Origin of the sequence: Arthrospiribacter ruber (genome assembly GCF_019343195.1) — a bacterium.
GTDB lineage: Bacteria > Bacteroidota > Bacteroidia > Cytophagales > Cyclobacteriaceae > Arthrospiribacter > Arthrospiribacter ruber.
Genome location: NZ_RPHB01000008.1, coordinates 1 through 13771, shown reverse-complemented (window position 1 = coordinate 13771; position 13771 = coordinate 1). Strand labels below are relative to the sequence as shown.

General features: G+C 38.6%; 5 protein-coding genes and 1 pseudogene. 5 read left to right on the top strand and 1 reads right to left on the bottom strand.

Going from position 1 to position 13771, the window contains the following annotated elements; all coding sequences use genetic code 11:
- Positions 1-446: 446 nt before the first annotated feature.
- On the bottom strand, positions 447-1184 hold the full coding sequence (locus EGN73_RS16335; protein WP_219292369.1) for a LytR/AlgR family response regulator transcription factor: 738 nt from the start codon (positions 1182-1184) through the stop codon (positions 447-449).
- Between the two features lie 190 nt (positions 1185-1374).
- Here EGN73_RS16335 and EGN73_RS16330 point away from each other — a divergent pair, with 190 nt between their 5' ends.
- The 5 genes and pseudogenes from EGN73_RS16330 to EGN73_RS22555 all read left to right on the top strand — a co-directional run.
- The gene (locus tag EGN73_RS16330) at positions 1375-3678 is read left to right on the top strand and encodes a GAF domain-containing sensor histidine kinase (RefSeq protein ID WP_219292366.1); all 2304 of its coding nucleotides are present in this window, start codon (positions 1375-1377) and stop codon (positions 3676-3678) included.
- 306 nt (positions 3679-3984) lie between these two features.
- The gene (locus tag EGN73_RS16325; RefSeq protein ID WP_219292363.1) at positions 3985-6339 is read left to right on the top strand and encodes a T9SS type A sorting domain-containing protein; all 2355 of its coding nucleotides are present in this window, start codon (positions 3985-3987) and stop codon (positions 6337-6339) included.
- A 3-nt stretch (positions 6340-6342) separates the two neighbouring features.
- Positions 6343-7035: pseudogene (locus EGN73_RS22840) on the top strand (histidine kinase N-terminal 7TM domain-containing protein); the annotation flags it as partial.
- A gap of 48 nt (positions 7036-7083) precedes the next feature.
- Positions 7084-8016 (top strand): hypothetical protein, encoded by a 933-nt coding sequence (locus EGN73_RS16320; RefSeq protein ID WP_219292358.1) that lies wholly within the window; start codon positions 7084-7086, stop codon positions 8014-8016.
- 509 nt (positions 8017-8525) lie between these two features.
- Positions 8526-13771, top strand: a 5246-nt coding sequence (locus EGN73_RS22555; RefSeq protein WP_246611629.1) for an Ig-like domain-containing protein, incomplete at its 3' end; no start/stop codon positions are given.

Here is a 13771-nt window from a genome sequence, read left to right as displayed (position 1 = left end):
AATCACTTTCTTTGATTTTTCTTTCTTGGCCTCCTGTCACTTATTTTCACTAAATTTTTTTTCACTAAAAATATGATATATGCGAATGGCAGATGTTCCAAATGTTACTTCCGAATTTTTGTTTTTGGATAGATTCAGATTTAATCAATGCTGGATTTAAAGATCTTAAATTCAAACCCTGAAAGTTCCAGTGCTTCATTCCCAAAAGCCCCATCATCTCCATAAATTGTAGTCCAGTCATGCTTTGAGCTCGAATTGACATTCTCCTAATTAGCCTTTAGTTGACAAATCATCATTCAACGGGTGTTAACATTTTAAAAATCCAAAAAAAAGTAAGCCTCATAAGAGTTTAAGTATTTTCTTTAAGTTAGTTGGGTTTGTAAATGGATACCAAAGTTTTATTATGTTGGTAATAAATCCTTTAGAATAATTTCACCGGAATTTAATCATTCAGAATCATTGAGTTTTTGGATCATTTTCTGGAGATCAGCATGATAATTTCTTCCTATCGGTATAATTTCCTCATTGATTTTCAATTCTTTGGCAGAAACAGCATCAATCCGATTGACATTTACAATATATGATTTGTGGACTCGCTTAAAATCAGTTTCAGGTAGATTTGGTGCAATGTCCTTAATTGGACTTCTGAGGGTAAAACTTTTTGATTCGGTAATTATATGGGTATATGTACCCTCTGTTTTTATATATTGGATATCATGTATTTTTATTTTTCTCAGCCATCCTCTGTCTCGGATAAAAAAAGTGTCATCCATTTTATTAGAAGATTTATGGTGTCCGTAGTTTTCGTTTTCAGTATAAAATTTACTCAAGACCAATTCGATTGTGGTAGTCAATGTTTCCTGACTGAATGGCTTGAGGATAAAACCTTCAGGTTTGATTTCTTTTACCCTTTCGATTATTTGGGAATCTGAAAAAGAAGTAATAAAAATAATGGGTACTTCTGCTTTTCCTTTGATGACTTTTGCCAATTCAATCCCATCAAGATTTCCTTCAATTCTTATATCCATAAGAATTAAATCAGGATTCTGGAGTGAAAGGTGATGATCAATATTTTCACCGGATTTTAGAGTAGATACGACCTTATAACTGGAAAGTTCCAAAAGTTCTTTGACTGTTTCTGAAAGTAATGCATTATCCTCAATTAATAGAATTTTACTTTTCATAACGTTTTTTTGTAGGTTGGTAACTGATATGAGACCGCAAATTAACTTTTTCTAATTAAAGTACATATTTGTTAAATTAATATTTGTATTACATGCCCCCTGATGCTCTTTAATAACTATATTAACTTACGAATTAAGATAGCATAGTGGATTATTATAAAATTTGAAAATTTAAATTAATTACATTGAAATGTTTAGCCAACTTAGTAATGAGGATTATGTTTTTGATTTGAATACTGGTGAATTATTGAAAATTGGTCAAAGGCTGCTTTACACTTTTGGAACAGGTATTAAGGATGTAATGATCAATTTGGAAACTTTTGAAAAAAATTTAGTTGGTTTTGACAGGCAGAACTTTATTCCGAAACGAATTAGACTTAGTTCAGAAAATGATTGTTCTGATGAAGCTATTTTAAAAATTACTGGTAAGTATCTTGAAGTCAGGGATGTATTTTGGCTGGACAAATCAGCAAATCAGGTTAAAGGGTATCTTTTTTACAAACAGGGAAGAAGGGATTATTCGCTGACATGGGAAGCCATTTTACAGAATCTTGAAAATTTTCCTAATCCTTATGTGATTTTTGATAACAATCTTGAACATGTCCTCATTGCTAATCAAATTCTTTTAGAGAGAGTGCCTTTTAATTTTTCTGAATTAGGCAAAGGTTTTGCATTATCAGATTTTTTCGTTGAGGAGGATGCATTTTTAAAAGTAATGGATTGGCTAACCGGTGAAATTAATTTTTACTGTGAAACAGTTCTTTTGAATCTTGGTCCAGGATTTCCTAATTGGTATAAAGTTGAAATGCTCAAAGTCCCAATTGATGGTACTGATTGTGTTTCAATTAACCTTGTTGATGTAAACCAACTTGTAAAAACAAAAAGAAAATTGGGAGATTCCAACAATCTCTTAAAAGACTTGGTTGAGGTACAACAGAAATTTTTAATTGCTGAAAATTTTTCGGAGCCTTTTTCAGAATTACTTGACATTATAATGAAGCAATCCGGAGCAAGTTTGGGGTTTATTGGCAGAACTTTTCCTGGGGAAAGGGTGAAACTAAAATATGACGCTGTAACAGATTTTTCAAAGCAGTCAAGTCATTCCTTTAAACTGTTTACTTCTTTCAAAAATAAAGGATTTTTGTTTGAGCATCCCGATAATTTTATTGAAGACAGCATTCTGCAAAAAAAGGTAATACTCGTAAATGACTTTCCTTCAGGGAGAAAAATTGAAAGGGAATTTAAAGGTCACCCTAATCTTAAGAATTTTTTAGGTATTCCGATTATAGAAAATGAAAATGTAATAGGATTAATAGGTCTGGCAAACAAAAGCAGTGATTTTGATCAAGAGGATCTAAAAGAATTAGAATTGGTCATCTCATTTTACAAAACTTTGATCAATGTTGTTAAATTAAGAGAGGAGAGTGCTGAAGTAAAAAGACAAAAGGCTGAAAAAGAATTTTTACTAAGTTCGACTCTTAAGAATACAAATGACCTGATTTTTATCCTAGATGAAAATTTCAATGTGGAGTTTTATTCCTCTGCATTTGAAGAAATATTCACTACGAATGTATCTGAGGAAATAACCGGATTAGTTAAAAGGATTTTAAAAAGAAAATCAATTGGAGCAACCAAAAAGAATATAAAAGTTCGGGAAAAAATTGAAAATGAAAGAAATGTCAGGTGGCTGGACCTTTCTCTTGATATTATAAGAGATGAAAACGGTGAAGCCATTAAACTATTAGGAATAGGGAATGATACTACTGATATGATAAATTATCAGAATAAGCTAGAAGAAGCCCTTGAAAAGGAAAGAAACCTTAATTCCTTTAAATCTCAGTTTTTATCTATTGTTTCACACGAATTTAAAACTCCTTTAACTATCATGAAATCAAGTTTGGATATCATGAAGATTTACACTAAAAATATTAGCGGACATGATGAAGTCAAACTTAAACTAAATACCAAAATTGAAAAGACAGAGAAGGAGATAACCATGCTCAACAGGTTGGTTAATGAAGTATTACAACTAGAGTTAATGGAATCAGGCAACTTTAATTTAAAAAAGAAAAGGATTGATGTAGGGAAGTTTGTCGAACAGGTTATTAGAAAATTTAATCTTGGTGAAAGACTGAATTTAAGTAAAAAATTGGATCCTGAGTTAGAAGTTTTTTGGGACCCGATATTGATGGAATGCGTTCTTGAAAATTTGATTGATAATGCTATTAAATATGGAAATGATAAACCCTTCGACGTAAGAGTAGAACAAAAAAACGGTCATATCTTATTAGAAGTGGAAGATTATGGAATTGGTATTCCTCCAAATGAAATTGACAGTATCTTCAAACCATTTTTTAGAGCAAAAAATGCTGAAAATATTAAAGGAACCGGCTTTGGGTTGGTAGCTGTGGAAAAGTTTGTTTTTCAGCATGATGGTGAAGTAAAGGTATCTTCAGCACCAAACAAGGGGACAAAATTTTCTATTAGAATATGAAATTGTTTTATATTTAAAAGTCAATATATTTTTTATTTACAATATTTAAAATTCTTTTTTGTTAATAGCGTTTATTTTATTTTCCTATGGTAAAATGAGTTGCTATGAAACCAAAAATTGTTATTTAATGACAATATCATGAGATTCAATTTAAAAATCACTGATTTACCTGGTGTTTTTTACCTGTAATAATGTATCATATAGCCTGCTTTTTGGACTTTGTTTCTCCTTTCTCTACTGGATTTTTAGAGTTTTTTATTAACTATTTGACCTTCATATATTGGCTTTAGTTCCTTATTAAAGCGCATGAAGTCCTTTTTTTTCAATATCAACTTCGTTAAATTAATTATTTCTTTAGGTCTCTTTTTTGCTACCGAGTCCAGGTCTTTTTGTGCAGATAGGATTTATGCCAATCAGGTAACTTTTACCTCTGGGAATGTTCAATATTCACTGATAGGTTGCGGTGCATTAAATTTATCTCCTTGCTACAAACCCTCGGTTATAAACCCGGCTAACGCAGTTTCACAAGAAGAAAATTACGCGAGGCTTTTAGGAAGCCCAGGTTTAGTTCTTGGGCTAGGTAGCTATGACGGCTCAATAGAATTAATGTTTCCTACTTTAAGACCTGCAAACAGCACGGTATTTATTAGGGTAGGAAGCTCTCCCGGCTTGTTGGATGTTTTGATTGGAGGGAGTCTTGCTGAAAGTCTTTCCAGCTTAGTGGGTTCAGTTCTATTGGGTAATCAGGAAATAGCGCTAGAAGCAAGGAATGGGGCGACAAGTGTAGGTACATTTACAAGTATCTCAGACTTTGGAGGAGATAGGGCAAAGGCCTTAATAGATAAAGAAGGTAATTATTACATCGCTATTACGCCTTCATTGGCTTTTGACAGGGTTCGTATTACCAATTCCGCCAGTGCAGTAGCTGGGATTGGAAGTGAATTTGTCTTTGACGTTTATCATGCATTTTACTTTTCGGAGAGCAATTGTATTTTACCTGAATTCACTTCTTTTGATGGAAGCTCAGGGTTGAACCTGGAATTGCTACAATCAAATCAAAACCTGGGAAATGCCATCGATGGGAATATCAGCACTTATTCTGAATTCTCTTCAGGTTTGATTGGTGTAGGTTTGGCTTCCAGATTAACCCAACATGTGTATTTTTCCAATCCGTCTGATCAATCAGATGATCTAAACCTAGCTTTCAGTTTTACTAATTCATTGGCAAATGTTGGGTTACTACAAAATGCACTTGAAAGTATACATATCGAAGCTTTCCTTGGCGGAAATTCTGTCTATAGCCAATATTTGGATGTTTATTCTGTTTTATCTTTACTTGGCTTAGCAGAATTGGATTTGTTGGGGATTTTAGGAGATTATGGGTTTGTCCATATTCCTGTGCAAATAGAGAGTCCTTTTGACAGGGTATCTGTCTCTTATAACTCATTTGTAGAGATCAATGCCATAGGTGGTTTCAGGCTGCATGATGTATCCATTTCCTATGGGTTTCCGGAACAATCAGATGATTTTGCTTTGGAGTATGAAATCTGTCAAGGGGATGGGGTTTCAGTGCTTACTCCGGCCTTGACCGAAATGCTTTTTGAATGGTATGATGCCCCTGTAGGTGGGAACCACATAGGGACATCTTCTGCTGGGGAGCCGGTTCTGTTTGATGAAATCCAGGAAAGTAGGAGTCTTTTTGTAAGTGCAAGACGGGAAGGTTGCATCCAGGAATCTGTCAGAGGCCTTGTTCAAATTTTAGCTTTTGAAAATCCTGTTCAAGAACATATACTAATACATCCCCAGGGGGAAGCCATGATAGATTCTTGGGGCAACCTTGTTTATCCGGAAGGGGCAGGAGTGGTAAGGTTAGTACCGGAGTACCAAGAGGATTTTCATGGAGAGTTTATTTGGTATTGGGATGAGGAATTGCTCTTGCCCTTGATTGATGGACATGTTGATGATGACGGAGTAACTTATATCCTGGAAAATGGTGAAATATTGGAAATCCACAATCCAGTCTACAAGGATGGACCTGACGCTTACAGGTTTTATGTCGAATATAGAACACCTTCGGGATGCTTTACAAGTGAAGAAGTCTCATTCGAAAATCTTTCCATTATTCTTCCAATAGAGCTTGTTGTTGATTTTTCAGCCCGGTGGGTCGAAAATCATTCAATAAGTATAAGAGGTGAAATTTTAAAAGAAAGCGGTACAGTTGACATTGAAAGGGCAAATGAATCACTTGATTTTGAGACGATCAGTGTTGTGGAATTAGAAAAACAAAAATCAGAGTTGATTCAATTTCTGGATAAGAATTTCAACTCTGGGAATAATTATTATAGGCTAAAATACACTGATTTAAATGGATCGGTTTTTTATAGTCACTTGGTAAGGGTTTATGTGGAACTGGGTTTTGGGGCAGAGCCCTTGGTTTATCCTAACCCTTTCGAAAATCAAATTCAAATTGTTGGAGGTAAAGAGGAAACTGGATATGAAAGATACCTATTGACAGACATCAATGGTAAAATTTTAAGAGAAGGCATATTGAATAATCAGATCACCGGAATTTTTCTTCTTGATGATTTATCAAAAGGAGTCTATTTACTATATCTGCAAGCACCTGGCCATGTCAAGACAATAAAATTAATCAAGAATTAACCTATGGAGATAAATGTCTTTAGCATCTTGTTAGTCCTGATTCCTTTGGTCTTAAACCTTATTTTAGGTTTTTTTATTTACATGAAATTGCCAGCTGATAAAAAAACAAATCTGTTTTTGCTGTTTTTATTGTCATTGATTTTTTGGCAATTAGAGGAGTTGTTGATTAGGTTGAAAATTTCTACTGTAAGCAAATATGTCATTGATGGTTATCTCTCTGTTGGATGGATATTTTTAGGAGCTTTTTTGCTTCATTTTACGATTCATTTGGTGCACTCCAGGATTAGAAAAGAAAGGCTGTTTTATTTAATTAATTATGGAGTAACACTGGGATTTTACTTGTTGTATATCAATCATCCTGAGCCAATTGCTTTTAATTATCATGCCTTTTTCGGAGATATTCCGGTTGTTAGACCAGGAACTCTTGATTTTTACAAAAGATTATGGATCGTGGGCCAGGTGTATTATGCTTTATTTCTGATGGGAGTATATATTCATAGAAATAAGGGCAAATCCAAAAATGAAAAACGGGTAAGTCAGGTTAAATGGGTATTCGCAGGGGTCTCAATTCCAGCCTTGGCAGGCTTTTTCACGCAGTTTTTCCTTCCATTGTTTGATATAGAAGATATCGCTATAACTGCTTCTTCAATGACTGCCATTTCAGTATGTACATTTATAGGGATGACTCGATCCAGCTTATTCAATTTTTTGGAATTTGTTTCAGTAGACGAAATAATGAGAGACATGAAGGCTGTTTTAGTGATGTTTGATAAAGACTTAAATGTTTTTATGAAAAACGATTATACAAACACTCTTTTATCAATAGAACAGGAGCATGAGATAAACTTTGGAGATTTTTTAAGCGAAAAGTCCAAAAAAAACCTTGAAGAAGCTATGTTGGAAAAAGGGGAAATATCTAAAGCCAATTTTTTGGAATTGAATGTTCAAAAACATAATAAAATCGCTTTGGAGTATTCACTACATCAAACAGGACAGTTTGGAGATACACAGCTTTACCTTCTTTTTGGAAATGATGTTTCTGAAAGGTTCACCTCCAGGCAAAGACTAAAGGCTTTCAATAGGTATTTTAAATACTTCCTTGAAGCATCAAATGAGTCATTTTTTGAATTGGATCCTTTTACAGGAGAAATCCACTGGAATGAAACGGAGTTTAAAATTTTTGGGAAAGATAAAATGGAGGTTATATACAGTATAAATGGTTTAGAGCATTTTTTTCGAAATTTAGGTCAATCAGAAGAGTTCTTAAAGTTTAAGGAGTGGATATTTGGGAAAGAGAAAACTCCTTTCACACAATTTGTGAATTTTAGAAAATGTGACGGAGAACAACTTTACCTAAGTTTGAATTCAATTAAAGTTGTCAATGGAGACCCTGATAAATTCCGTGTAATTGGCACTGTAAAAGATACTACTTTAGAGTATGAACATTTTAAAGAAATTGCTGAAAAAGATTTGGTTTTGAGAGAAATAGCTTGGATTCAATCTCATAGGGTAAGAGCACCATTAGCAAATATTCTTGGGCTTGTTTGGTTGTTAAAATGCGACAATGATGTAACACCTGAAGAACGGGAAGAACTACTAAATGCTCTGAAAGATTCTGCCGAAGCGTTGGATCAGGTAATTAAAGATGTGGTCTCCAAAGCAAATCTTTTTCAATGAGGCTAGTAAGCTTGGCCAATCCTCAAAGATTTCATGATTATCCGCTTACTTACCAGTAGAACCTAAATAATGGAACAAACCTATGATTTCAAGCCAATCCCGATAAACCGGGACAAGTTATTCATTGATAACTTGTCCCCCGAGGCGGATCCAATATCTATTAGTATCGGATTTATATAGGCACTTATTTAAATTGGCTAGTGGTATAATTGCGGATATACCTAAAAGATTTTTTATTTTCTCATGGTTTACCTCAATAAACCTGATTTTTTTTCAATAATATTTATTCTGAGTGTTCTTATAGGTTTAGTTTATTTGATAAAAATTTTATAAAAATACTATATAGCATATTTTTTCATTTGCCTAACAATAATATGTCGTTCGGTAACAATAGAAATTTTTAGATAAACCAATTATCCTTTTGTGGTTACTTTTGATTTATACGTAACGAGTAGCATATGAGATATTTTGTACCCCCAATCAAAATTTTTGTACTTCTTTTCATTTTTATGTGCTTTTTAAATGAAAGAACGTACAGCCAGTCAAAGATTCTTGCCAATGAAATCACTGTTTCCAGCAATTTTTCACATAGCGGAAACAATGCGTCAAATGCGCTGAATGATGATCCCGGAAGTTTTGCCAGATCCGTTTCTTCTCCAGGTTTGTTAATCGGGGCAGGGGCTGTTACAGGAGTTTTGGAACTTCAGTTTCCGGAAACAAGACCTGCCGGAAGTGTTTCATATATCCAGATTGATGGAGATGAAAATCTTTTCAATGCCTTACTTGGAGGTTCCTTAGGTGATGCCCTTTCGGGGGTTTTGGGTGCCATTATTTTAGGGAATCAGGTAATTACTGTAGAAGCAAGAAATAATACTACTACCGTATTGTCCAGAAACAGCAATCAGGGATTTTCTATAGATGCAGTCAGGCTTGTTCAGGACAAAGACGGTAATTTTTATTTGGCCCTTAGACCAGGATCGGATTATAACAGAATCAGAATAACCAATGAAGCCACTTCTTTAGTAGGTCTTTTTGCTGGATATACTTTGGACGTTTATAATGCATTTCACTTGGCAGACGAAGATACCTGTGGAAGTCCATTGTTTACTTCATTTGATGGCTCAGGACTCAATCTGGATCTGCTTGATATAGGGAATGTAGGGGTGAATGATTTGGAAAATGCCATTGATGGTGATATTGATACCTATTCAACCATTAGTCCTGGTTTGTTGTCCCTTGGAGGTAGTCTTAGCCAGTTTTTTGATTTTGGAAGCCCTTCAATAGAAAATGATGAGATCCAAATTACTTTAAGTGGAACGGAAGGAGTCCTTGACCTTACCCTGCTTGGAAGCATTCAGTTTAGGGCCTATAATGGTACTGATTTAATCTATGACGAAAACCTGGCTGCCTTAAACACAGAGATTCTTGGCCTGTTACAAATTGACCTTTTGGGACTTTTGGCAGATGGGAATGTAGTGACCATACCTATACAGCCAGGTGGAGTTTTTGACAGGTTTGAAATAATAGTTAATGGGGTATTAAGTGTAGGGACGAACGAATCGCTTAGGATTCATGAAGTCTTTCAGACTCCAGGCAGACCGACTTATGAAAATCCGGAAGATGCTAATTTGGTGGTGTGTGCCACGGATGATGTAACCATAAGCGTAGTAAGTCAGGCTGATGAAACTGTACACTGGTATGCCCAACCTATAGGTGGTGAAATTTTGGAAACGGGAAATACATTTAATATCGGTAATGTTTCCCAGAGGTCAGTATATTATGCGGGAACTTCAAGAGATGGCTGTCCGGTTGAATCTTCAAGAGTTCCGGTCACCATAGAAGTTGACAATAATCCGCAAATAGCAATTCTCGGCTCTCAGGTATTTACCCTTCCGGTTGGAGAATCATTACAGCTTCCAGAGGCAGTAGCTTTCAATGAAGATGAAACGGAAGTAGATACCGAGATTACTCCCTTGGATGGGGCACCCTTCCAGGGAGGTGGTATAGCAGGACCTTTTAACAGTCCAGGTGTTTATGTATACCGCGTTTCTGCTACAGGTGATAATTGTACCAATTTCCTTGACATAACGGTAAATGTGCAGGATTTCGAAGATTGTCCCTTGGTGCTTTCGCCTGGATTTGCGAATGATGGTACTGAGTTTACTACAAGTAGCCTATTGGGTATCCAACTTGGAACGGTCACTAATCCCAACAATGCTGCAGATGGGGATTTGTCTACCTTTTCTCTATTGGAAGAAACGGTAGGGACTACTTTACTTGGATTAACAGGTGAGACCGCACAATTTCTGAAATGGAATATTCAACAGCCTGCTGGCAACACAGTCACCGTAAAACTAGGTAGAGAATATGCAGGTACAGCGCAATTAGCTGCAGGCATCTATATCCAACCGTTTGATAATGGTCAGCCAGTTGGTAATAGAACATTTGCTGATGTAAATCTGGTATCAGTATTGAACGGTTTAAATGAATTCAATTTCACTTTTGTCCCTACAGATTTCTCCGGACAGCCGGTTTCATTTGATGCTGTTAAGGTTTCTTTAGTCCCTATCTTGAACTTTGATCAGGTGGTACGGGTCTACGGTGCTTATACCAATATCGCCAGTGTGGATGCTTCTGTCTGCGAACCTGTTGTGCGGGAACTGCAGACCGGTTTTGTTTCCTTGATTGGTGCACTGGATGTGGCCACTTCATTGACTGGGGTGTTTAATCCGGAAAGAGCAGTTGATGGAGACCTAACTACCTTCGCTTCAATCACCAACGCTGTTGGTGTAAATGTTTACAGTAAACTGGAAGTTGCTTACAATTACCCGATTTTGGTAGGGGACAGTCTCAAAGTTACAATTGGGATTCCAACAGGGCTTTTGGACTTGTCCTTACTGGAAGGATTGATTATCCAGAGATTTTTGGGGAATGAGGCAGTAGGTGAACCAATTGATGCAAGTTCTTCTTTGTTAAGCTTGAGATTGTTGACAGGTAATTCTACTGGTGAACTTTCTTTTGTATCGGAAGTACCTTTCGACAGGATCCGGGTTTTATACGGTGGCTTAGCCAGTGTGCTTGAAGAAGTCAGGATTTTTGAAATTGAAGCCATTCCGAATGTCAGCATAGAAGGAGAATTTTTTGATGAGGAAGATGGTATTTGGAAGTTGGAAATCTGTGAAGGTGAAACGATTGAATTGGACGAGGATGATTGTGGAGAAATAAGACTGTTTACTGAAGCTGAAGGAGGTGATGAAATTGACCTTGCCAGTATATCAGCACTAGAAAGAGGTGAAACCCTTAATGTCTATATCCAAGTGGATAGGTTTGGCTGCGAATTGGATTCCCACAGAAGGTTGTTGGAAATTACAATTACCGGATCTGCTCCTCCTGCGGGAGATGCAGAGCAGTCTTTCTGTGAAAGTGATAATCCTACAATTGCTGACCTTATCATTGCAGGAGAAAATATTCAATGGTATAATCTTGAAGAAGGAGGGGAAGCTTTGGAAGCGGGTACTCCACTTGTCAGTGGTGAAACATATTATGCTAGCCAAACCGAAGAAGGAGAGTGTGAAAGTATTGAAAGGTTTGCTGTTTTGGTAGAGGTTCTCACTACCCCGGCACCTACTGCTCCGGCTTTGATTCAGGAATTCTGCTCTTCAGACAATGCTACTTTGGCCCAAATAGCTATTGAAGGTGAAAATATCCAATGGTATGCCAGCGAATCAGATCAAACGCCACTTTCCATAAATACTTTACTGGAAGATGGTGTCACTTACTTTGCAAGCCAGACTGATCCGGAAAATGGATGTGAAAGTCTTGAAAGAATTGGTATCACGATAACTCTTTTGGATTGTGAACTTGATTTAGCCACCCTGGCGATTACGAAGACAGCAGGATCTGCTACAGTGGTAGCAGGTACGGAGCTGAATTATACGATAACTGTAAGCAATACTGGGACTGCGACAGCTACCGGCGTGACGGTATCCGACGAGCTTCCTGAGTTCACGGAGTTTGTCTCCACGGACAACGGCGGTGAGCTTACGGGCAATACGGTCAACTGGGATCTTGGAGATCTTGGAGCAGGTGAATCGGTGACGATCAATCTGGTACTGTTTGTTCCTGCAGATGTTGAAGCGGGCACGATGATCAGGAACGTAGCGGTAGCTGACAGCCCGGACGATCCTGACGGACCTGTGGACAATGATCCGGATCCGGAGGATGATGTAGAGGTGGTGACCGAGGCAGATCTATCTGTTATGAAATCCGCTGATGTATCCCTTGTCCAGGCAGGAAGCAACCTGCGCTATGTGATCTCTGTGACCAACAACGGTCCGAGTGATGCGCAGGAGGTAATCGTGAGCGATGTGCTTCCGGCAGGAACCACCTTTGTCTCTGCCGACAACGGCGGTACAGAGGACGGGGGCACCGTAAGTTGGAGCCTTGGCACGATGACCCCTGGTCAGAGCATTGAACTGGAGCTGATCGTGGCAGTTGGTGAAGACCTTGAGGACGGTACAGTGATCAGGAACATTGCCGTGGTCGATAGTCCAACGGATCCTGACGGGCCTAAGGAGTCCGATCCTGAGGACGTGACAGTGGAGAATGATGCGAGGGCCAAACTTGAAATAGAAAAGACAGCCGGATCTGCTACAGTAGTAGCAGGCACGGAGCTGAGCTACACGATTACTGTAAGCAACACGGGTACGGCCACAGCTACCGGTGTGACGGTATCCGACGAGCTTCCTGAGTTCACGGAGTTTGTGTCCACGGACAACGGCGGTGAGCTTACTGGCAATACGGTCAACTGGGATCTTGGGGATCTTGGAGCAGGTGAGTCGGTGACGATCAACCTGGTACTGTTTGTTCCGGCAGATGTTGAAGCGGGCACGATGATCAGAAACGTTGCTGTGGCTGACAGCCCTGACGATCCTGACGGGCCTGTGGACAATGATCCTGATCCTGAGGATGATGTAGAGGTGGTGACCGAGGCAGATCTATCTGTTATAAAATCCGCCGATGTATCCCTTGTCCAGGCAGGAAGCAACCTGCGCTATGTGATCTCTGTGACCAACAACGGTCCGAGTGATGCGCAGGATGTAAGTGTGAGCGATGTGCTTCCGGCAGGAACCACCTTTGTGTCTGCCGACAACGGCGGTACAGAGGACGGCGGCACCGTAAGCTGGAGCCTTGACACGATGACCCCTGGTCAGAGCATTGAACTGGAGCTGATCGTGTCAGTTGGTGAAGACCTTGAGGACGGCACGGTGATCAGGAACATTGCCGTGGTCGATAGTCCAACGGATCCTGACGGGCCTAAAGAGTCCGATCCTGAGGATGTGACAGTGGAGAATGATGCGAGGGCCAAACTTGAAATAGAAAAGACAGCCGGATCTGCTACAGTAGTAGCAGGCACGGAGCTGAGCTACACGATTACTGTAAGCAACACGGGTACGGCCACAGCTACCGGTGTGACGGTATCCGACGAGCTTCCTGAGTTCACGGAGTTTGTGTCCACGGACAACGGCGGTGAGCTTACGGGCAATACGGTCAACTGGGATCTTGGAGATCTGGGAGCAGGTGAATCGGTGACGATCAATCTGGTACTGTTTGTTCCTGCTGATGTTGAAGCGGGCACGATGATCAGAAACGTTGCTGTGGCTGACAGCCCTGACGATCCTGACGGGCCTGTGGACAATGATCCTGATCCTGAGGATGATGTAGAGGTGGTGACCGAGGCAGATCTATCTGTTAT